The 20,414-nt window shown below is 72.3% G+C and carries 19 protein-coding genes; 16 read left to right on the forward strand and 3 right to left on the reverse strand.

From position 1 onward, the window contains the following. Positions 1-61: 61 nt before the first annotated feature. The 16 genes from OG488_RS27530 to OG488_RS27605 all read left to right on the forward strand — a co-directional run bounded on the left by OG488_RS27530 (position 62) and on the right by OG488_RS27605 (position 18,285). Positions 62-1,639 (forward strand): PucR family transcriptional regulator, encoded by a 1,578-nt coding sequence (locus OG488_RS27530; RefSeq protein ID WP_329233410.1) that lies wholly within the window; start codon positions 62-64, stop codon positions 1,637-1,639. 160 nt (positions 1,640-1,799) lie between these two features. Beyond that, a complete protein-coding gene (locus tag OG488_RS27535; RefSeq protein ID WP_329233412.1) occupies positions 1,800-3,245 on the forward strand; it encodes an aldehyde dehydrogenase family protein in 1,446 nt (481 codons plus the stop codon). Positions 3,246-3,513: 268 nt separating this feature from the next. Continuing rightward, entirely contained in the window at positions 3,514-4,065 is a 552-nt protein-coding gene (locus OG488_RS27540) for a YwqJ-related putative deaminase (RefSeq protein ID WP_329233414.1), read from the forward strand. A gap of 36 nt (positions 4,066-4,101) precedes the next feature. Continuing rightward, positions 4,102-4,575 carry an SUKH-3 domain-containing protein gene (locus OG488_RS27545; protein ID WP_329233416.1) on the forward strand — a complete coding sequence of 158 codons (474 nt, stop codon included), beginning with the start codon at positions 4,102-4,104 and terminating at the stop codon, positions 4,573-4,575. After that, entirely contained in the window at positions 4,568-4,957 is a 390-nt protein-coding gene (locus OG488_RS27550; RefSeq protein WP_329233418.1) for a YwqJ-related putative deaminase, read from the forward strand. Before OG488_RS27545 ends, OG488_RS27550 begins: the two co-directional genes overlap by 8 nt. Continuing rightward, on the forward strand, positions 4,954-5,916 hold the full coding sequence (locus OG488_RS27555) for an SUKH-3 domain-containing protein (protein ID WP_329233420.1): 963 nt from the start codon (positions 4,954-4,956) through the stop codon (positions 5,914-5,916). Before OG488_RS27550 ends, OG488_RS27555 begins: the two co-directional genes overlap by 4 nt. A 380-nt stretch (positions 5,917-6,296) precedes the next feature. Then, positions 6,297-8,243, forward strand: coding sequence for an acyl-CoA dehydrogenase family protein (locus OG488_RS27560; RefSeq protein ID WP_329233423.1), 1,947 nt, complete (start codon positions 6,297-6,299; stop codon positions 8,241-8,243). Positions 8,244-8,322: 79 nt separating this feature from the next. Continuing rightward, complete coding sequence (aroA, locus tag OG488_RS27565) at positions 8,323-9,567, forward strand: 3-phosphoshikimate 1-carboxyvinyltransferase (RefSeq protein ID WP_329233425.1); 1,245 nt, start codon at positions 8,323-8,325, stop codon at positions 9,565-9,567. Positions 9,568-9,605: 38 nt separating this feature from the next. Further along, on the forward strand, positions 9,606-10,100 hold the full coding sequence (locus OG488_RS27570; RefSeq protein WP_406464769.1) for a nucleotidyltransferase domain-containing protein: 495 nt from the start codon (positions 9,606-9,608) through the stop codon (positions 10,098-10,100). 77 nt (positions 10,101-10,177) lie between these two features. Continuing rightward, entirely contained in the window at positions 10,178-10,945 is a 768-nt protein-coding gene (locus tag OG488_RS27575) for a hypothetical protein (RefSeq protein WP_329233429.1), read from the forward strand. A 52-nt stretch (positions 10,946-10,997) separates the two neighbouring features. Next, on the forward strand, positions 10,998-12,260 hold the full coding sequence (gene dxr, locus OG488_RS27580; protein WP_329233431.1) for a 1-deoxy-D-xylulose-5-phosphate reductoisomerase: 1,263 nt from the start codon (positions 10,998-11,000) through the stop codon (positions 12,258-12,260). Further along, the gene (locus OG488_RS27585; RefSeq protein WP_329233434.1) at positions 12,257-13,567 is read left to right on the forward strand and encodes a M50 family metallopeptidase; all 1,311 of its coding nucleotides are present in this window, start codon (positions 12,257-12,259) and stop codon (positions 13,565-13,567) included. The genes dxr and OG488_RS27585 overlap by 4 nt, the downstream gene beginning before the upstream one ends. Before the next feature lie 181 nt (positions 13,568-13,748). After that, positions 13,749-14,906: a flavodoxin-dependent (E)-4-hydroxy-3-methylbut-2-enyl-diphosphate synthase gene (gene ispG, locus OG488_RS27590; RefSeq protein WP_103513666.1), complete on the forward strand. Its 1,158-nt coding sequence runs from the start codon at positions 13,749-13,751 to the stop codon at positions 14,904-14,906. Positions 14,907-15,058: 152 nt separating this feature from the next. Continuing rightward, entirely contained in the window at positions 15,059-15,904 is an 846-nt protein-coding gene (locus OG488_RS27595) for a GNAT family N-acetyltransferase (RefSeq protein WP_329233437.1), read from the forward strand. 29 nt (positions 15,905-15,933) lie between these two features. Next, positions 15,934-16,509 (forward strand): GNAT family N-acetyltransferase, encoded by a 576-nt coding sequence (locus OG488_RS27600; protein WP_329233439.1) that lies wholly within the window; start codon positions 15,934-15,936, stop codon positions 16,507-16,509. A 72-nt stretch (positions 16,510-16,581) separates the two neighbouring features. Continuing rightward, positions 16,582-18,285, forward strand: coding sequence for a proline--tRNA ligase (locus OG488_RS27605; protein ID WP_329233441.1), 1,704 nt, complete (start codon positions 16,582-16,584; stop codon positions 18,283-18,285). Between the two features lie 56 nt (positions 18,286-18,341). Here the strand turns inward: OG488_RS27605 and OG488_RS27610 are convergent, their stop codons facing one another. The 3 genes from OG488_RS27610 to OG488_RS27620 are packed head-to-tail and all read right to left on the reverse strand — an operon-like array spanning position 18,342 to position 20,343. After that, the gene (locus tag OG488_RS27610) at positions 18,342-19,256 is read right to left on the reverse strand and encodes an aminoglycoside phosphotransferase family protein (protein WP_329233443.1); all 915 of its coding nucleotides are present in this window, start codon (positions 19,254-19,256) and stop codon (positions 18,342-18,344) included. A 50-nt stretch (positions 19,257-19,306) separates the two neighbouring features. Further along, on the reverse strand, positions 19,307-19,819 hold the full coding sequence (locus tag OG488_RS27615; RefSeq protein ID WP_329233445.1) for a ferritin-like domain-containing protein: 513 nt from the start codon (positions 19,817-19,819) through the stop codon (positions 19,307-19,309). Continuing rightward, positions 19,816-20,343, reverse strand: coding sequence for a hypothetical protein (locus tag OG488_RS27620; RefSeq protein ID WP_329233446.1), 528 nt, complete (start codon positions 20,341-20,343; stop codon positions 19,816-19,818). Before OG488_RS27620 ends, OG488_RS27615 begins: the two co-directional genes overlap by 4 nt. Between the last annotated feature and the right edge of the window lie 71 nt (positions 20,344-20,414).

A 20,414-nucleotide genomic window follows, 5' to 3' on the forward strand; every position in this document is an offset into this window, starting at 1 on the left:
GGCGGCCCCATCGAGCCGTTCCCACGGACGGCGTCATCGACTCCAGAGGTCCGGCGGTCCCATGCCTCCCACTCTCGCCTCGCTCGTCCAGCACTCGGCGCTCAAGCTCACCGTCCGGGCGGGCGCCGACCGGCTCTCCACCCCCGTGCGCTGGGCGCACGCCAGCGAGCTCGCCGACCCGGTCCCGTACATGGACGGCGGCGAGCTGCTCCTCGTCACCGCGACCAACCTGGACGCCCGGGACCCGGCGACGATGCTCCGCTACGTGCAGAGGCTGGCCGGCGCGGGTGTGGCCGGGATCGGCTTCGGCGTGGGCGTCACCTACGACGAGATCCCGCCGGCCCTCGTGGACGCCGCCGAGGAGACAGGGCTGCCGCTCCTGGAAGTGCCCCGGCGTACGCCGTTCCTCGCCATCAGCAAGGCCGTGTCCGCGGCGATCGCAGCCGACCAGTACAGGTCCGTCACGGCCGGCTTCGAGGCCCAGCGGGAACTGACCCGCGCCGCGGTCGCCGGGGACGGCCCCGCCGAGCTGCTCACCCGCCTCGCCGCGCACGTCGACGGCTGGGCCGCGCTCTACGACTCCTCGGGCGCCGTCGTCGCCGCCGCGCCCGACTGGGCCGCACGCCGCGCCGCCCGGCTCACCCCCGACGTGGAGCGGCTGCGGGAGCGCCCGGCCCCGGCCAGCACCGTCGTCGGCGACACCGAGGGCGACGACCGGGTCGAACTCCAGTCGCTGGGAACCGGCCGCCGCAACCGCGGGGCGCTGGCCGTGGGCACGGGGGCGGCGCTCGGCACGGCCGAGCGCTACGCCGTGCACTCCGCCGTCGCCCTGCTGACGCTGACCACCGCCCGCTCCCGAGCCCTCCAGGGCGCGGAGCAGCGCCTAGGCGCCGCGGTCCTGCGCATGCTGCTCGCGGGCGAGTCCGACCACGCCCGGGCCGTCGCCGGAGACCTCTACGGCGGGCTGCTCGACGCCCCCTTCCGGCTCCTGATCGCCGAGGCCCCGGCCCCCGCGGGGACGGAACTGCTCGCCGAGACGATGGAGGCCGTCGCCTCCCGGTCCGGCGAGACCCTGCTGATGGTCCCCGAGGGCGACCGCCTCATGGTGCTGGCCGTGGACGGCGGCACGGCGGTCGAGGCCTGCGCCGCCCATGCCCGGACCGCGGACGACCGGCCGGCGCGCGAGCCCGGCCCCGACGACACCGAGGTGGTCGTCGGCATGTCCGCCCCCTCCGGGCCGATCGCCGTGGCCGCCGCGTACAAGCAGGCCGAACAGGCCCTCTCGGTCGCCCGCCGCCGGGGCAGGACCCTGGTCGAGCACGAGGAGCTCGCGGCCGGCTCCGTCCTGCCGCTCCTCGCCGACGACGCCGTACGGGCCTTCGCCGACGGGATGCTGCGCCCGCTGCAGGAGCACGACGCGAAGGGCCGCGGCGATCTGGTCGACTCCCTGCGCGCGTGGCTCTCCCGGCACGGCCAGTGGGACGCGGCCGCCGCCGACCTCGGCGTCCACCGCCACACCCTGCGCTACCGGATGAGACGGGTGGAGGAGATCCTCGGCCGCTCCCTGGACGACCCGGACGTACGCATGGAGCTGTGGCTGGCCCTGAAGACGTCGGCCGCCTCGTCGGGTACGCACTAGCTGTATCGACCCGCCCGCTACGACAAACCGGCGCACCGGGCCCCCGCTCCACTCCACACAGGACAAACCTCATCCGCGACGGCTCGCCCTACGGTGGCCGGAGGGCGCCCGCACGGTGCCCGGCGATCGTGTTCACCACCCCTGAAGGGCCGGAACCGCCATGACTTCCACCCACGCCTTCTGGCTCGCCGGCCGCCAGGCCACCGGCGAGGACAGCTTCGACGTCACCAACCCGTACGACGGCCGCCTCGTCGGCACGGTCTCCGTGCCGACCGACGCCCAGGTCGAGGAGGCCGTCGCCGCCGCGTACGCGGTGCGCGAGGAGTTCGCCGCGACCCCGGCGCACGTACGGGTCGCCGCGCTGGACCACGTCGTACGCCGCCTCACCGAGCGGACCGAGGAGATCGCCCAGCTGATCTCCGCCGAGAACGGCAAGCCCGTCAAGTGGGCCCGCGGTGAGGTCGGCCGTGCCGTGTCCGTCTTCCGGTTCGCCGCCGAGGAGGCCCGCCGCTTCAACGGCGGCGACGCCCAGCGGCTCGACACCGACGCGGGTGGCACCGGCCGCCTCGGGCTGACCCGGCGCTTCCCGCGCGGCCCGGTCCTCGGCATCGCGCCCTTCAACTTCCCGCTGAACCTGAGCGCCCACAAGGTCGCCCCCGCCATCGCCGTCGGTGCGCCGATCATCCTCAAGCCGGCACCCGCCACCCCGATCTCGTCCCTGATCCTGGGCGAGCTGCTGGCCGAGACGGACCTCCCGGCCGGATCCTGGTCCGTGCTGACCGTGCCCAACGACAAGATGCCCGCACTGGTCCAGGACGAGCGGCTGCCGGTGATCTCCTTCACGGGATCCGGCCCGGTCGGCTACGCGATCATGGAGTCGGTGCCGCGCAAGCACTGCACCCTGGAGCTCGGTGGCAACGGCGCGGCCGTCGTGCTCGGCGACTACGCCTCCGAGAAGGACCTGGACTGGGCCGCGACGCGCATCGCGACCTTCTCCAACTACCAGGGCGGCCAGTCCTGCATCTCCGTGCAGCGCGTGATCGCCGACGCCGCCGTGTACGACCGGCTCGTCCCGAAGATCGTCGCGGCCGTCGAGGCCCTGGTGACCGGTGACCCCTCCGACGCGGCCACCGACGTCGGCCCGCTGGTCAGCGAGGACGCCGCCCGCCGGGTCGAGTCCTGGGTCGACGAGGCCGTCACCGCCGGCGCCACGCTGCTGACCGGCGGCAGGCGTGACGGCGCCACGTACGCCCCGACGGTCCTCACCGGCGTCCCGGACACCGCGACCCTCGCGGACGAGGAGGTCTTCGGCCCGGTCCTGCACATCCAGCGGACCGACGGCGAGGCCGAGGCATTCGCCGCCGTCAACGCCTCCAAGTACGGACTGCAGGCGGGCGTCTTCACCCACGACCTGCAGACCGCCTTCCGCGCCCACCGCGCCCTGGAGGTGGGCGGCGTGATCATCGGCGACGTTCCCTCCTACCGCGCCGACCAGATGCCGTACGGCGGCGCCAAGCAGTCCGGAGTGGGCCGCGAGGGCGTGCGCTACGCCATGGACGACTACACCTACGAGCGGGTCCTCGTCCTCACGGGCCTGGCCCTGTAGCCAGGAACCACGGAACGGACCGGCCTGAGCCCGCTGTGCGGGGGCTCAGGCCGGTCCTCTTGCTGCCATCCCCCGTACGGCTGCGGGTGACGGGGAGGGCTGTTCGGGACGGTGGCGCGGCCGGGCCAGGCGCGGTGGCCGGACTCCCAGGAGGTCCTCAACTCGCGGGTGGTCAGGGGCACGGGCGCCCGAGCAGGGAGCCTCCGGTTCCGGGGGTGGGCGCCCCATCCAGCCGCCCCCGGCCTGGCACGGCAGGAGCGCCGGCCGCATGCGTCACCACCGGCGTGACGCCCTGGACGTGAGCGGACTCGACGCCTCGCAGCGGATGCGGCTTCTCGAGCACGAAGCCGGTGAGCTCGCCAATGACGCCCAGAAGGCTTCGGGGCAACAGCCGGAGGGCAAGGACCGGATTCCGCAGGGCTGCTCCGGGGCCCTGGTCCACGACGACGTCATCACCTCACACACCAGCTCGCAGGGACGGCACGGGCAGAAGTACCCGGACACCCACTCCGCCCTGCAATCCGCCTACGACGACGTCCAGGCCCGGGCGGACCGAGGGGAGCTGGTCCTCGGCCGAGGGCACGGCAGATGCGCGGAAGTATCCTTGATCTCCGACCGGTTGCACGAGCTCGGGCGTACGGAGAGCATCTCCACCACCGACGACGCCCGCCGTGCCCTGGCCGGGAGCAAGATCTACACCGTGGCTGTCGGCGAGCAGTTCGACAACGACGGCAACAAGGTCGCGCACGGCTCGTACCTGCCGCCCTGCCGGAGTTGCGGCCCCGTGCTGGAGGCCCTGGGCGTCGGTCTGCACAGCTGACCTGCCGGCCGTTGATCCCCTGAAGCAAGGAACACGATGAGACCACCACCCCCCAGGGACGAGCTCGACGCCTGGCTGCGGGCCAACGGCTGGTATCCGGGGCGAGAGAACGAGGCGGAGGCCGAGCGGCTGATCGCGGTCCGTGTCCGCGGCTCCGCCGACCAGGGCTTCCCGCTGCAGCCGTGGGACGAGGTGTACCGATTCGTCTCGTCCTACGCCGGCCTGGAGTTCCCCATGCCCCTGGCGCCGGAGAGGAAGTTCCGGGCCGATCCCACCTTCGGCTATGAAGGCGACGCCGAACTCGTCGTCGAACTGGCGCAGAACCTGGGGCGCCGGCTCTTCCCCGTGGGCTGGGAGACATCCGAGAACGGCATCGTCCTCCTGGACGATGTGGGGCGCTTCTTCTACCTGCACCACACCGGGCCCTACTTCCTCGGTGGGAATGACATGGAGGCCCTGGCCAGTCTGATGACCGGCGACCAGGAAGACGCGGAGAGCTACTTTGTCTGACCTCGTACCAGGTGTGGCCGCCTCCCTGCTCATCCAGGGAACCATCGTCAGCCACACGAATCTGACCGGTGACGAAACGCCTCGGCTTCACCCCGCCGTGCAGGCGTTCCTCGACGCACTGCCCGCCGGCCTGCGCGAGCCCTTCATCGGCTACTGCGCCGAGTCCGCGCTCGTCTCGGACCAGCTGTGGGCGCTGGACCGGCAACGCGCCGACCGGGGGAGCACGAGCCTCGCCGAGGCACGGGACCACTTCGCGGGCTCCGCGCTGGTCGCGAAGAAGATCCGTGCGCAAGGGGATCCGGAACACGGGACCCCCGCCCGCGTCTGCCGTTCCTGTTCCGCGCTGCTCGACGAACTCGGCGTCGACGTCATCGGTTCATGAGCACGGACGAGGACGCGCTGACCGCCGCGGGGTGGCACCCCGGCAGGGACGCCGGTGACCGTGCCATGTCCGCCGCGCTCATGACCACGGCCGTCGTCCCACCCGCCACCGGCATCCGCGGCTGGGAGCTCTTCCCGGCCGCGCGGAGGGCGCTGCGCGAGTTCTTCGGGCTGGTGCTCCACCCTGTCGCGGAGGGCGCCGACGTCGCCGCGACGGGCTGCGTCATCGACCCCCGTGAGGGGAGACACGCGCTCCATGCCTTACGGGCGCTCGGTGACACAGTCGGGGAGGACGTGTTTCCGCTCGGCCGCACGGACGCGGACGGGCTGATCGCGGTGACCGAGTCGGGGCGCCTGCTGTGCGTCGACCACGGCGGCCGGTGGCTGCTCGGCGACACGGTGGCGGACGGGCTCCGTGCTCTGGCCCGAGGACGGGCTCCGCGCCGGATCACGCCCCGGCGGTGGACATGGGCGGTACCCGTCATGCACGAGGACCCGCTGGAGAACGCGGTGCGCACCGCACTTGTGGGGGTGTACGCGCTGCACCACAGGCAGCTCTTCGACGCCCGGGCCCTGCGGCTGACGGTGACCGCCCTGCGTGGCATCGGCGCTCAGGTACTGGACCGTGCGGTGCCACTGCCGGGTGGTTCCCTGGACGAGTTCGCCGCGCCGCTGGTGGCGCGCATGCGGCCGCTCATCGATGCCGAGGGGGCACACCTGCGAAGCTGCGCGCTCACGGTGACGGTGAGCGTCCCGGAGGGGACCACTGCCCCGTACTCCTCGGTGAGCTGCGCCGTACGGGTCGGGCACTCGGCGGCGGCTCCCACGGCGACGGAACTGTCCCTGGCAGCAGGAGCCGGGACGGCCTTCGGCCGGCCGTGGGAGGCCGTCCAGGGATGTGTCAGGGATCTGGACCGCTATACGGGTCGGGTGGCCGACCGGGTCGTACGGCCCCGCTGAACGACGTGCCCGGGTCCGCGCGGTCCGTACGGTGGAGGGCGCCGGACCCGGGCCCGCTCAGCGCGGCTCATGAAGCAGACGGGGAGGTGTCCGCCTTCGTCGGGCCGCACTCCTGCGGCCGGGAATCGCGGTCGCCCGATCAGCCGAGTCGTCAGGCGAACTTCGAGTCTCCCCGTCTCCTGCTCCGCGTAGAGGGTGACCGGGCGGGCAACGAACCGGCCCGAGCCCGCTGTGCGGGGGTTCAGGCCGGTTCCGTATGCCTCGGGAGGCCGCCGCACGGTGGTGGGGGTGGCGGGGATCGGGTAGATACGGACAAGTGACACCGATCGGCACGCGTACGGCCCGACCCATATCCCGACTCGCGGCGAGGTGAGCTCCTCATGTCCGCCCCATCCGACATCCCCCAGGCCCCCAAAGTCACCGAGCGCGAAGCCCGGCAGGTGGCCGAGGCCGCCCGCGAACAGGACTGGCGCAAGCCGAGTTTCGCCAAGGAACTCTTCCTCGGACGCTTCCGGCTGGACCTGATCCACCCCCATCCCCAGCCCGCCCCGGACGACGTACGGCGCGGTGAGGCCTTCCTCGCCCGGCTGCGCGAGTTCTGCGAGACGCGGGTCGACGGCGCCCTCATCGAGCGCGAGGCCAGGATCCCCGACGAGGTGATCAACGGCCTCAAGGAACTCGGCGCCCTCGGCATGAAGATCGAGACCAAGTACGGCGGCCTCGGCCTGACCCAGGTCTACTACAACAAGGCCCTCGCCCTGGCCGGTTCGGCGAACCCCTCGATCGGCGCGCTGCTCTCCGCGCACCAGTCCATCGGCGTACCGCAGCCGCTGAAGATGTTCGGCACACAGGAGCAGAAGGACACGTTCCTGCCCCGCCTCGCGCGGACGGACATCTCCGCCTTCCTCCTCACCGAGCCCGACGTCGGGTCCGACCCGGCACGGCTCGCGACCGCGGCCGTGCCCGACGGGGACGACTACGTCCTGGACGGCGTGAAGCTCTGGACGACCAACGGGGTCGTCGCCGACCTGCTCGTCGTCATGGCCCGGGTCCCCGGGTCCGACGGGCACAAGGGCGGCATCACCGCCTTCGTCGTCGAGGCCGACTCCCCGGGCATCACCGTGGAGCACCGCAACTCCTTCATGGGCCTGCGCGGCATCGAGAACGGTGTGACCCGCTTCCACCAGGTCCGGGTGCCCTCCGCCAACCGCATCGGCCCCGAGGGCGCGGGCCTCAAGATCGCCCTCACCACCCTCAACACCGGCCGCCTCTCGCTGCCCGCCATGTGCGTCGGCGTCGGGAAGTGGTCCCTGAAGATCGCCCGGGAGTGGACGGCGGTCCGCGAGCAGTGGGGCAGGGCGGTCGCCCGGCACGAGGCGGTCGGCGCGAAGATCTCCTTCATCGCCGCGACCACCTTCGCCCTCGAAGCGGTGGTGGACCTCTCCTCGCAGATGGCCGACGAGAGCCGCAACGACATCCGCATCGAGGCCGCGCTCGCCAAGCTGTACGGCTCCGAGATGGGCTGGCTGATCTCCGACGAGCTCGTCCAGATCCGCGGCGGACGCGGCTTCGAGACCGCCGCCTCGCTCGCCGCCCGAGGCGAACGCGCCGTCCCCGCCGAGCAGATGCTCCGCGACATGCGGATCAACCGGATCTTCGAGGGCTCCACGGAGATCATGCACCTGCTGATCGCCCGCGAGGCCGTCGACGCCCACCTCAAGGTCGCGGGCGACATCATCGACCCCGACAAGCCGCTCTCCGACAAGGCGAGGGCCGGGGCGAACGCCGCCGGTTTCTACGCCCGATGGCTCCCGAAGCTGGTCAGTGGCCCCGGCCGACTGCCCAACTCCTACGGCGAGTTCCGCGTCCCCGGGTACCCCGACCTCTCCGCGCACCTGCGGTACGTCGAGCGCTCGTCCCGCAAGCTGGCCCGCTCCACGTTCTACGCGATGTCCCGGTGGCAGGGCCGCATGGAGACCAAGCAGGGCTTCCTCGGCCGCATCGTCGACATCGGCGCCGAGCTCTTCGCGATGAGCGCGGCGTGCGTCCGGGCCGAGCACCTGCGGGCCGACGACGACCACGGGCGCGAGGCGTACCAGCTCGCCGACGCCTTCTGCCGGCAGTCCCGCATCCGGGTGGAGGAGCTCTTCGGCCGGCTCTGGTCCAACACCGACGACATCGACAAGCGCGTCGTCGACGGTGTCCTCTCCGGGACCTACACCTGGCTGGAGGAAGGCGTCCTCGACCCCAGCGGCGACGGCCCCTGGATCGCCGACGCCACCCCCGGCCCGGCGACCGGGGACGACGTGCACCGCACCGTCCGCTGAACCCGGCACCCCCGCGGGACGCGTCCACTGCCTGGACGCGTCCCGCGGGCACGGGCGCCGCACGGCAAAATGGGCGCCCGTGACCGTCATAGACATCCCCGGATCCAAGTCCGTCACCGCCCGCGCCCTGTTCCTGGCCGCGGCTGCGAACGGCACCACCACCCTTCTGAGGCCCCTCCACTCGGACGACACCGAGGGGTTCACCGAGGGCCTGACCCACCTCGGCTACGGGGTGAGCCGTGAACCGGACCGATGGCACATCGAGGGGCGCCCCTCGGGGCCCGCCGCCGAGGACGCCGAGGTCCACTGCCGTGACGGCGCCACCACCGCGCGCTTCCTGCCCACGCTCGCCGCCGCCGCGTCGTCCGGCACGTACCGCTTCGACGCCTCCGCGCAGATGCGCCGCCGGCCCCTCGCCCCGCTCACCCAGGCCCTGCGGGCCCTCGGTGTCGACCTGCGCCACGAGGGGGCCGAGGGCCACCACCCGCTCACCATCGAGGCGTCGGGCGTCAAGGGCGGCACACTCACCCTCGACGCGGGGGAGTCGTCCCAGTACCTCACCGCCCTGCTCATGCTCGGCCCGCTGACCGACGAAGGCCTCCGGATCGACGTGACGGAGCTGGTCTCGGCGCCGTACATCGAGATCACCCTCGCGATGATGCGCAGCTTCGGTGTCGAGGTCGTCCGGGAGGGGAACACCTTCACCGTCCCGCCCGGGGGCTACCGCGCCACGACCTACGCCGTCGAGCCCGACGCGTCGACCGCGAGCTACTTCTTCGCCGCGGCGGCCCTCACCGGCCGTGAGGTCACCGTTCCCGGTCTCGGCACCGGCGCGCTCCAGGGCGACCTGCGCTTCACCGACGTGCTGCGCCGCATGGGAGCGGACGTCCGCACGACCGCGGACTCCACGACCGTCAGCTCCTCCGGCCGGCTCTCCGGCCTGACCGTCAACATGCGCGACATCTCCGACACGATGCCGACCCTCGCCGCCATCGCGCCGTTCGCGGGTTCGCCCGTACGGATCGAGGACGTCGCCAACACCCGGGTGAAGGAGTGCGACCGGCTGGAGGCGTGTGCGGAGAACCTGCGGAACATGGGGATCACCGTGCACACGGGACCCGACTGGATCGAGATCCACCCGGGCACCCCTCGCCCCGCCGAGATCGTCACCCACGGCGACCACCGCATCGTGATGTCGTTCGCCGTCGCCGGACTGCGCACACCCGGCGTGAGCTACGACGACCCCGGCTGCGTACGGAAGACCTTCCCCCGGTTCCACGAGGAGTTCGCCGCGTTCGTGGCGGGTGGCGCCGCCGGGAAATGACGGTGCGCTCCGACGCGGGGCGGACTACGGTCGCCCGCATGATGTCCCGGAACGACGTCCTGTCCGTCCTGGCCCTGCTGCGCGCGGCGGGCACCGACGTGGTGGTCGCGGGGGGCTGGGGCGTCGACGCCCTGCTCGGTGAGGAGACGCGCGAGCACCGTGACCTCGACCTGCTGCACGTCCGTGAGCAGGAGCCGGCGGTCGTGGCGGCCCTGGAGTCGGCCGGATACACCGAGACGCTGGACTGGCGTCCGGCCCGCTTCGTGCTCAGCCACCCCTCCGGGCTCGAGATCGACCTGCACCCGCTGGAGTTCGCCGCAGACGGCTCGGCCGTCCAGTCCTCCCTGGATCCCGCCGAGCCGTTCCGCTACCCCGCCGACTGCTTCGTCACCGGCACCGTCGGCACGACGACGGTGCGATGCATCTCCGCCGAGCAGCAGGCCCTGTTCCACCAGGGCTACGAACCGGCCGAGCGCGATGTGGCGGACATGCGGCGGCTGAGGGAGAAGTTCGGTCTCGATACGCGTTTCTGACCCCGTATGCCGCACAATCGAGCCTCGGCCGCGACCGGACACCGGTCCCGGCTCGTCAACAGGAGACAGGGGCGGGGATGTTCGGGGTGTACGGGGCGGGCGGCCGACGGGGCGGCCTGGTTGCGGGATGCGCGGTGCTGGCGCTCACGGGTCTCACCGGATGCGGGGGCGACGACGACAGCGGCAAGGGCGGAGCCGGGAGGAGTCCCGCCGCCTCGCAGCCTGCGAGCACGGCGCCCGCGGGTGGCGCGCTCACCGAGGCGCAGCTCACCGCCCTCGCCTTCACCGACGGGGAGCGGGCCGGCACGCTCACCGCGTCCGAGTACGCCCTGGACGGGCCGCTCGGAGACGCGTACACCGCCGACCCGGCCGTCTGCCAGCCGCTCGTCAGCCTCTCCGGCGACGTCAGCGGCCACGAGCCCGTCGCCCAGGTGCGGCGCAAGGCCGACAAGCCCGAGGAGATGCTCGGCGTCACCGTCGACGTGACCCTCCGCTCGTACGGTGACGGTGAGGCCGCGAAGGTCATGGAGTCCCTGGAGAGGGCGGGCCGGGACTGCGCCGGCGGCCTCACCGAGGAACGGGCCGTCGCGCGCGCCAGGTACGAGAAGGTCGAACCGGCGTCGCTCCCCGCCTTCGCGGACGAGGCCGACGACGCGAAGGCCTACCGCTTCACCGTCCTCGACGTGAAGGGGAAGCTGAAGCTGTACGAGTACCTCACCGTCCTGCGGTCCGGGCCGACCACCCTCGCCTTCCGCGCGGAGGTCCTGGGCACCGAGGACATCGGAGGAGTTCCGGAGGACGTCATGGCCGCCCAGTGGAAGAAATTCCGTGCCGGGCAGGCCTGAGGCACGCGCTGACAGGGGCGCCCTGTCAGCGCGCACAGCGGATGCGGCAACAATGGGGGGCATGAGCGACAGCCCCTCACCCCTCGCCGATCCGCATCGTGTCTTCGACGCGACGGAAGGCCGCCGGGATCTGGTGATCCTCGGCTCCACCGGGTCCATCGGCACCCAGGCCATCGACCTGGTCCTGCGCAACCCCGGCCGTTTCCGCGTCACCGCGCTCTCCGCCGCGGGCGGCAGGGTCCGGCTCCTCGCCGAGCAGGCGCGGCAGCTGCGCGTACGCACGGTCGCGGTCGCCGACGAGGGCAAGGTGCCGGCGCTCACCGAGGCCCTGCGCGAGGAGTACGGCACGGGGGAGCCGCTCCCGGAGGTCCTGGCCGGCCCCGACGCGGCCACCGATCTCGCGGCGAGCGACTGCCACACCGTGCTGAACGGCATCACCGGCTCGATCGGCCTCGCCCCCACGCTCGCCGCGCTGAAGGCCGGCCGCACCCTCGCCCTGGCCAACAAGGAGTCGCTGATCGTCGGCGGCCCGCTGGTGAAGGCGCTGGCCGCCCCCGGGCAGATCATCCCGGTCGACTCCGAGCACGCCGCGCTCTTCCAGGCCGTGGCCGCGGGGAAGCGCGCCGACGTCCGCAAGCTGGTCGTGACCGCCTCCGGCGGACCCTTCCGCGGCCGTACGCGCGCCGAGCTGGCCGACGTGACCCGGGAGCAGGCCCTGGCGCATCCGACCTGGGCCATGGGCCCGGTCATCACCGTCAACTCCGCGACCCTGGTCAACAAGGGTCTGGAGGTCATCGAGGCGCACCTGCTCTACGACATCCCGTTCGACCGCATCGAGGTCGTGGTCCACCCGCAGTCGTACGTGCATTCGATGGTGGAGTTCACCGACGGCTCCACCCTCGCCCAGGCGACCCCGCCCGACATGGGCGGGCCCATCGCCATCGGTCTCGGCTGGCCCGAGCGGGTCCCGGACGCGGCCCCCGCCTTCGACTGGACGAAGGCATCCAGCTGGGAGTTCTTCCCGCTCGACACCGAGGCGTTCCCCTCGGTCGGGCTCGCCCGGCACGTGGGCACCCTCGGCGGCACGGCGCCCGCCGTGTTCAACGCGGCCAACGAGGAGTGCGTGGAGGCGTTCCTGTCCGGACGGCTCCCCTTCAACGGCATCATGGATACGGTCACGACGGTGGTGGCCGAACACGGCACCCCTGCCACGGGAACTTCACTGACGGTCGCGGACGTCCTGGAAGCGGAGACCTGGGCCCGGTCCAGGGCCCGTGAACTCTCGGCGGCAGCGACAGCGGAGGCGCACGTATGAGCATGACGACGATCCTGATGACGATCCTCGGGATCGCCATCTTCGCCGTGGGTCTGCTGTTCTCGATCGCCTGGCACGAACTGGGCCACCTGTCGACGGCCAAGCTCTTCGGCATCAGGGTGCCCCAGTACATGGTCGGCTTCGGGCCGACGGTCTGGTCGCGCAAGAGGGGCGACACCGAGTACGGCATCAAGGCCATCCCCGCCGGCGGCTACATCCGCATGATCGGCATGTTCCCCCCGGGGCCCGACGGCCGGATCGAGGCACGCTCGACCTCGCCCTGGCGCGGCATGATCGAGGACGCCAGGTCCGCGGCCTTCGAGGAGCTCGAGCCGGGCGACGAGACGCGCCTCTTCTACACGCGCAAGCCGTGGAAGCGCGTGATCGTGATGTTCGCCGGGCCCTTCATGAACCTGGTCCTCGCCGTCGCGATCTTCATGGGCGTGGCGATGACCTTCGGCTTCCAGACCCAGACCACCGAGGTCGCGGGCGTCCAGCAGTGCGTGATCGCGCAGAGCGAGAACCGCGACACCTGCAAGTCGTCGGACCCGGTCTCGCCGGCGAAGGCCGCGGGTCTCGAGGAGGGCGACACGATCGTCGCCTTCAACGGGCAGAAGATCGACGACTGGGCCACCCTGTCGGACAGGATCCGGCAGACCATCGGCCCCGCCACCCTCACCGTGGAGCGCGACGGCCGGGAACAGACCCTGAGCGCCGTGCTCAAGAAGAACGCCGTCGCCAAGAAGGACGCCGACGGTGAGGTCGTCCCGGACCAGTACATCAGCGCCGGCTACCTCGGCTTCGCCGCGAAGACGGAGATCCTGCCGCTCTCCTTCGGCGACTCGGTCGTCCGCATGGGCGACATGATCGAGAACGGCGTCGACTCGATCATCGCCCTGCCCTCCAAGATCCCCGACCTCTGGAACGCGGCGTTCGGCGACGGCGAGCGTGCCGACGACTCGCCGGTCGGTGTGGTCGGCGCGGCCCGGATCGGCGGCGAGGTGATGAACCTCGACGTCCCGGCGCAGAACCAGATCGCGATGATGCTGTTCCTGCTGGCCGGCTTCAACCTCTCGCTGTTCCTGTTCAACATGCTCCCGCTGCTCCCGCTCGACGGCGGGCACATCGCGGGCGCGCTCTGGGAAGCCCTGCGCCGCAACGTGGCCAAGGTCTTCAAGCGGCCCGACCCCGGCCCCTTCGACGTGGCGAAGCTCATGCCCGTCGCCTATGTGGTCGCCGGGATCTTCATCTGCTTCACGCTGCTGGTGCTGGTCGCCGACATCGTGAACCCGGTGAAGATCACCTGACGTCCCACCTGTCCCACGGGTGGCGGCCGGTCACACAGACGGTGTCCGGCCGCCCACCTACGGGCGGTTTGACGGCACGGGTGCGTCCTGTTCGGCTCGGGTGCCGTAACCTCGAAGCCTGGAGTCCGCCGTTCTCGGTACCTCGATCCACACTGATCCACACCTTGGGGATGCTCAGCGCATGACTGCGATTTCTCTCGGAATGCCCGCCGTTCCGACCAAGCTCGCCGAACGACGCGTCAGCCGTCAGATCCAGGTCGGCACCGTGGCGGTCGGCGGGGACGCGCCCGTGTCGGTGCAGTCGATGACGACCACGCGTACGTCGGACATCGGTGCGACGCTGCAGCAGATCGCGGAGCTGACGGCCTCGGGCTGCCAGATCGTGCGCGTGGCGTGCCCGACGCAGGACGACGCGGACGCGCTGGCGACGATCGCGCGGAAGTCGCAGATCCCGGTCATCGCCGACATCCACTTCCAGCCGAAGTACGTGTTCGCGGCGATCGACGCCGGCTGCGCCGCGGTCCGGGTGAACCCGGGCAACATCAAGCAGTTCGACGACAAGGTCAAGGAGATCGCGAAGGCGGCGGGCGACGCGGGCACTCCGATCCGCATCGGTGTGAACGCCGGCTCGCTGGACGCGCGGCTCCTGAAGAAGTACGGCAAGGCGACGCCCGAGGCGCTCGTGGAGTCGGCGCTCTGGGAGGCGTCGCTCTTCGAGGAGCACGGTTTCCGGGACATCAAGATCTCGGTGAAGCACAACGACCCGGTCGTGATGGTGAACGCCTACCGTCAGCTGGCCGCGCAGTCGGACTACCCCCTCCACCTGGGTGTGACGGAGGCCGGCCCGGCGTTCCAGGGGACGATCAAGTCCGCGGTCGCGTTCGGCGCGCTGCTCTCCGAGGGGATCGGGGACACGATCCGGGTCTCGCTGTCCGCCCCTCCGGCGGAGGAGGTCAAGGTCGGTCTGCAGATCCTCGAGGCGCTGAACCTGAAGCAGCGGCGGCTGGAGATCGTGTCGTGCCCGTCGTGCGGGCGCGCCCAGGTGGACGTCTACAAGCTGGCGGACCAGGTGAGCGCGGGCCTGGAGGGCATGGAGGTCCCGCTGCGGGTGGCGGTGATGGGCTGCGTCGTGAACGGTCCGGGTGAGGCCCGCGAGGCCGACCTGGGTGTGGCGTCGGGCAACGGCAAGGGCCAGATCTTCGTGAAGGGCGAGGTCATCAAGACCGTCCCGGAGTCGAAGATCGTGGAGACCCTCATCGAGGAAGCCATGAAGATCGCGGAGCAGATGGAGAAGGACGGCATCGCCTCGGGCGAGCCCCAGGTCTCCATCGCCGGCTGACCTCCCCGTCCTCTCCGTGCCCCCGCAGGCGGTGCTCTGCGGGGGCACAGGTGCGTCCGCCCTCCCTCACCTGTGATTACTCCCGCGGGGCGGCACCCCACAGGCTTGTTGGGTACAGTGCGGACATCAGCAGACCGTTTGGTGAGGCCCCAGTGTTGACGCAGACCACTACCCGGGTCCTCGACCCCGGCGAGCTCCCCGCCGCGCTCGCCATCCTTGAGAGCGCCCCCGTCGAGAACGCCTTCGTCACGTCGCGCGTCCAGGTCGCCGGGCTCGACCCCTGGCGTCTCGGCGGAGAGATGTGGGGCTGGTACACCGACGGCCGGCTGCGCTCACTCTGCTACTCCGGGGCCAACCTCGTACCCATCTGCGCCACCCCCGAGGCCGTCAGGGCCTTCGCCGACCGCGCCAGGAGAGCCGGCCGCCGCTGCTCCTCGATCGTCGGCCCGGCGGGCCCCACGGCCCAGCTGTGGCGCCTGCTCGAACCCAGCTGGGGCCCCGCCCGTGAGGTCCGGCCCAACCAGCCGCTCATGGTGACCGAGCACCCCTCGGCCGAGGTCGCACCCGACCCGCTCGTGCGCAGGGTCCGCAAGGACGAGATGGACGTCCTCATGCCGGCCTGCGTGGCCATGTTCACCGAGGAGGTCGGCATCTCCCCGCTCGCCGGCGACGGCGGACTCCTCTACCAGGCGCGGGTCGCCGAGCTGATCGCCACCGGCCGGTCCTTCGCGCGCATCGAGGACGGCAAGGTCCTCTTCAAGGCGGAGATCGGCGCGGCCACCTCCCGCGCCTGCCAGATCCAGGGCGTCTGGGTCGCCCCCGAGGCCCGGGGACGAGGACTCTCCGAGACGGGCATGGCAGCCGTCCTGCAGCTCGCGCTCCGCGATGTCGCACCGGTCGTCAGCCTCTACGTGAACGACTACAACACCGCCGCCCGCAGGGCGTACAGCCGCGTCGGCTTCCGCGAGACGGGCACGTTCATGAGCGTGCTGTTCTGACCCGGCGGTACGGCCAGTAGGGTTCCCGCATGGCAGCAGCAACGCCCACGTCCCCCCGGGACCCCGGGACCCCCGACATCGTGGTCGGACCGCTCGACCTCGCCGCCCGTGTCGACGAGGCCCTCGCCGTGCAGGCCCTCGCCTTCGGCCTCACCCAGGACGAGATCGACGTACGCCGCCATATCGTGCTGCGGCACCTCGACCACCCGCGGGCACGCGCTCTCGGCGCCACCACCGCCGACGGACGGCTCGTCGGGTTCGTCTACGGGCTGCCGAACGACCGGGCGCACTGGTGGTCCACCGTCGTGGAGCCGTATCTGCGCGCCACCGGCTCCGAGGGCTGGCTCGACGACTCGTTCGTGATCACCGAACTCCACGTCCACCCGGAGTTCCAGCAGCGCGGCGTCGGCCGCGGTCTGATCACCACCATCACGGACGCCGTCGACCTGCCCCGTTCCATCCTCTCCGCGATCGACACCGAGAGCCCCGCCCGCGGCCTCTACCGCGCCCTGGGCTACCAGGACCTGGCCCGGCAGGTGCTCTTCCCGAGCGCGCCCAAGCCGTACGCGGTGATGGGCGCGCCCCTCCCGCTGCGCCGAGGCTGAGGAATCGATTTCCGCCCGCGCGGGCCCCCCGGCTAACCTCGGGCTCACCACCCTTCCGAGCAGGAGTTCATCATGGCCCAGGTCCAGCGCATGTCCCGATTGATGATCAAGACACTGCGCGACGACCCGGCGGACGCCGAGACGCTCAACCACAAGCTCCTCGTCCGCGCCGGTTACGTACGCCGCACCGCGGCCGGCATCTGGTCGTGGCTGCCGCTCGGCAAGAAGGTCCTGGAGAACATCACCCGCGTCGTCCGCGAGGAGATGGACGCCATCGGCGGCCAGGAGGTCCTCCTCCCCGCGCTCCTGCCCAAGGAGGCGTACGAGGCGAGCGGCCGGTACGACGAGTACGGCGACCTGCTGTTCAGGCTCCAGGACCGCAAGGGCGCCGACTACCTCCTCGGCCCCACCCACGAGGAGATCTTCACCCAGGTCGTCAAGGACATGTGCTCGTCCTACAAGGACCTGCCCGTGATCCTCTATCAGATCCAGACCAAGTACCGCGACGAGGCCCGCCCCCGCGCCGGTGTGCTGCGCGGCCGCGAGTTCCAGATGAAGGACTCGTACTCCTTCGACACCACCGACGAGGGCCTGGCCGAGGCCTACCAGCTGCACCGCGCGGCGTACATCCGGATCTTCGACCGCCTCGGCCTCGACCACCGCGTCGTCTCCGCGGTCTCCGGCGCCATGGGCGGTTCCGCCTCCGAGGAGTTCCTCGCCCCCGCGCCCGCCGGCGAGGACACCTTCGTCGACTGCCCCCACTGCGACTACGCGGCCAACACCGAGGCCGTGACGTACAAGGTCACGACGGTCGCCGACGCCTCCGGGGTCGCCGCCGTCGAGGAGCTGGACACCCCCGACACCCCGACCATCGAGACCCTCGCCGCCCACCTCGGCGTCCCGGCCTCGGCCACCCTGAAGAACCTCCTGGTCAAGGTCGACGGCGAGATCGTCGCCGTGGGCGTGCCCGGCGACCGTGAGGTCGACCTCGGCAAGCTCGGCGAGCACCTCGCCCCCGCCGTCGTCGAGCTCGTCACCGCCGAGGACTTCGTGGGCCGCCCCGACCTGGTGCGCGGCTACGTCGGCCCGCAGGGCCTGGAGAAGGTCCGCTACATCGCCGACCCCCGGGTCGCCGCCGGCACCGCCTGGATCACGGGTGCCAACAAGGAGGGCAAGCACGCGAAGAACGTGGTCGTGGGCCGCGACTTCGAGGTCGACGACCACCTCGACGTCGTCGTCGTCGAGGCGGGCGACCCCTGCCCCAAGTGCGGCACCGGCCTCCAGGTGGACCGTGCGATCGAGATCGGGCACATCTTCCAGCTCGGCCGCAAGTACGCCGACATCTTCTCCCTCGACGTCCTCGGCCAGCAGGGCAAGCCGGTCCGCGTCACGATGGGCTCGTACGGCATCGGCGTCTCCCGTGCGGTGGCCGCGCTCGCCGAGCAGACCGCCGACGACAAGGGGCTGTGCTGGCCCCGCGAGATCGCCCCGGCCGACGTGCACGTCGTCGCCGCCGGCAAGGCGCTCCAGACCGAGCTGGCGCTCGACGTCTCCGAGAAGCTCGGCGCCGCGGGCCTGCGCGTCCTGGTCGACGACCGCCCCGGTGTCTCGCCGGGTGTGAAGTTCACCGACTCCGAGCTCATCGGTGTCCCGAAGATCCTCGTCGCCGGACGCCGTTCGGCCGAGGGTGTCCTGGAGCTGAAGGACCGCCGCACGGGCGAGCGCGAGGAGCTCACCGTCGACGAGGCGATCGCGCGCCTGACCGACCAGGGCTGAGCCGCCGGACAGCAGAGGGCCCCGCGCACCGCGCGGGGCCCTCTCCGTGCGTCCGGCTACAGCCAGCCCGCGAACTCCAGCGAGAGCTCGCCGTCCTGCCCGCGCCCCGCCGTCAGCGCACGCGTGCCGGACTCGACGGCCCGGAACAGCGTCCAGCCGCGCAGCCGCGCCTGGTCGACCTCCAGCGATTCCGCGAGCTTCTTGACCCGGCGACGGGCCGTCGCGGCGCCGCCGGGCGAGGCGATCAGGTCCTCCACCCGGTCGCGCACCAGGCGGGCCAGGTCGTACGCCCGCTCGCCGGTCAGCGGCTCGGGACCGACCGCGAGCCACGGGGCACGCTCGCCCGAAAGGACCTTGCTCTGCCGGAAGTTGCCGTGCAGCAGGACGTGCTCGGGGGAGTCCTGGAGCAGCTCCTCGCGGGCCGCCAGGGCCGCCGAGACGAGCGGTTCGAGCGAGGGGTCCAGCCCGGCGGCGGCCCGCATCGGCTCCACCTGCCGGGCGGTGCGCTCCGCGACGCTCTCGAAGGAGTGGCCGGCCGGCGGGTCGACCCACAGCCGCCGTACGATGCCGGCGGCCTCCAGCAGGGCCTTGGCCTCGGGCAGGGAGCGCAGGGACACCTCGTGGTGCAGCCGTTCCACCAGCAGCGCGTGCTCCGCGACCGGAGCGTCCGGAGCGTCGAGGAGCTCGACCGCGCCCCAGCCGTCCCAGTGCGCGAGCGCCGCCCGCTCGGGCGCGGGTCCGGCAGCGGCAGGCGCGAGCTTCAGCGCGGCGGGCGTGCCGTCCGCGCGGCGCACCAGGAGGACGAGGCTCGTCCGCCCGCCGGGGGCGCACACCCGGTCGAGGGAGACCGAGTGCGCGGACAGCGCGTCGTCGGCGAGCGCGGGGAGCCGCCCGAGCCACTCGGCGGCGGCCGCGTCCCCGCACGTCTCGCCGAGCGCTCGCACCAGACGCTGCGGCGGTTCGAAACCCATACGTGCCTTGTTCCCTTTCAGAGCGTGCTCAGTGCGTGCTCAGTACGTGCTCAGTGCGTGACGCCCGTGGCGCCGGCCTCCGCTGTGTTGTCGGCGGGGGCGGCCTTCTCGACGAGCCCAGGAAAGGCTACGCCGGTGCCGCGCCAGCGCACCGCGCGCACCGCGGCCTCCCGGAGCGCGCCCGCGGCGTCCTGGCGCAGCGGCCCCCGGGCGGCCCGTACGAGGTCGGAGTACACGCCGGCGACCCGGTCCTCCAGCACCGCGGCGAGCCGCATCGCGGCCGCCGGGTCCCGCGCGGCGAAGGGCAGGGCGTACGCCGCGTGCGCGGCCACCGGCGCACCGCCCAGGTCACGCACGGTGCGGGTGAGCGCGTCGCGCCGGGACCGGTGCGCGTCGCGGGCCGCCGTGGCGTCGCCGCGCCGGCCGCCCTCCAGCCGGCCGCCGAGCACCCCGTAGCCGTACACCGCGGCGTGCTCGGCGGCGAGCGCGGCCTGTGCGGCCCGCAGCGTCTCCTCGGTGCCGTCCGTGCTGTCGGTGTTGTCCGTTCCGGCCACCCGGGTCATGACGAGGTCTCCTTGGCCAGTTCGGTGAGCAGATAGGCGTGGGCCGCGCCGGCCGCGGCGACCGAGGCCAGCAGCCTGGCCAGTTCCGGTTCGGCCGTCAGCAGTGCCGCGGCGCGGACGTCGGACACCCGGCGCTCCTCGGCCGCCAGCTCCCTCAGCGCCGCCCGCGGGTCCGTGGGGGCGGCGGCCGGAGGGGCGGGGGCGGGGGAGCCGCCCGATGCCTTCGCGGGCTCGCCCAGGGCGCTCAGGTGCTCCCGCACGGTGGCCCGCAGCGGTGCGAGCCCGGCCTCCGCGACCGGATGGGCGGCCGCGACCAGGTCGTAGCGGGAGAGCAGCGAGACACTGTCACGGGCGGCGGCGGCCCGGAGCGCCTTCCCCGCGCGGAGCGAGGCGCTCCGCGCGTCGGCCGCCGCAGGGCTCCCCGGTGCCTCCTGGCCGCCCCCGCAGCCTGCCAGTACCGCGCCCAGGGCGAAGGCTCCCGTAGCGGTGAGCGCACCCCTGCGCGTCGTCCCCGTGCGGTGCACTTGTCTCCTTCAGCCTGGTTTTTGACAGTTTCTGACGTGAAGTGATCACCGGAAGTGAGCGTACCCGCGGC

It is taken from the genome of Streptomyces sp. NBC_01460, assembly GCF_036227405.1.
Lineage (GTDB): Bacteria > Actinomycetota > Actinomycetes > Streptomycetales > Streptomycetaceae > Streptomyces.

What these genes read in the sequence shown, in the direction of transcription:
- OG488_RS27530 (WP_329233410.1), top strand. Translation starts at nt 62, where the DNA reads ATGCCTCCCACTCTCGCCTCGCTCGTCCAGCACTCGGCGCTCAAGCTC.
- OG488_RS27535 (WP_329233412.1), top strand. Translation starts at nt 1,800, where the DNA reads ATGACTTCCACCCACGCCTTCTGGCTCGCCGGCCGCCAGGCCACCGGC.
- OG488_RS27540 (WP_329233414.1), top strand. Translation starts at nt 3,514, where the DNA reads ATGCGTCACCACCGGCGTGACGCCCTGGACGTGAGCGGACTCGACGCC.
- OG488_RS27545 (WP_329233416.1), top strand. Translation starts at nt 4,102, where the DNA reads ATGAGACCACCACCCCCCAGGGACGAGCTCGACGCCTGGCTGCGGGCC.
- OG488_RS27555 (WP_329233420.1), top strand. Translation starts at nt 4,954, where the DNA reads ATGAGCACGGACGAGGACGCGCTGACCGCCGCGGGGTGGCACCCCGGC.
- OG488_RS27560 (WP_329233423.1), top strand. Translation starts at nt 6,297, where the DNA reads ATGTCCGCCCCATCCGACATCCCCCAGGCCCCCAAAGTCACCGAGCGC.
- OG488_RS27570 (WP_406464769.1), top strand. Translation starts at nt 9,606, where the DNA reads ATGATGTCCCGGAACGACGTCCTGTCCGTCCTGGCCCTGCTGCGCGCG.
- OG488_RS27575 (WP_329233429.1), top strand. Translation starts at nt 10,178, where the DNA reads ATGTTCGGGGTGTACGGGGCGGGCGGCCGACGGGGCGGCCTGGTTGCG.
- dxr (WP_329233431.1), top strand. Translation starts at nt 10,998, where the DNA reads ATGGGGGGCATGAGCGACAGCCCCTCACCCCTCGCCGATCCGCATCGT.
- OG488_RS27585 (WP_329233434.1), top strand. Translation starts at nt 12,257, where the DNA reads ATGAGCATGACGACGATCCTGATGACGATCCTCGGGATCGCCATCTTC.
- ispG (WP_103513666.1), top strand. Translation starts at nt 13,749, where the DNA reads ATGACTGCGATTTCTCTCGGAATGCCCGCCGTTCCGACCAAGCTCGCC.
- OG488_RS27600 (WP_329233439.1), top strand. Translation starts at nt 15,934, where the DNA reads ATGGCAGCAGCAACGCCCACGTCCCCCCGGGACCCCGGGACCCCCGAC.
- OG488_RS27605 (WP_329233441.1), top strand. Translation starts at nt 16,582, where the DNA reads ATGGCCCAGGTCCAGCGCATGTCCCGATTGATGATCAAGACACTGCGC.
- OG488_RS27610 (WP_329233443.1), bottom strand. Translation starts at nt 19,256, where the DNA reads ATGGGTTTCGAACCGCCGCAGCGTCTGGTGCGAGCGCTCGGCGAGACG.
- OG488_RS27615 (WP_329233445.1), bottom strand. Translation starts at nt 19,819, where the DNA reads ATGACCCGGGTGGCCGGAACGGACAACACCGACAGCACGGACGGCACC.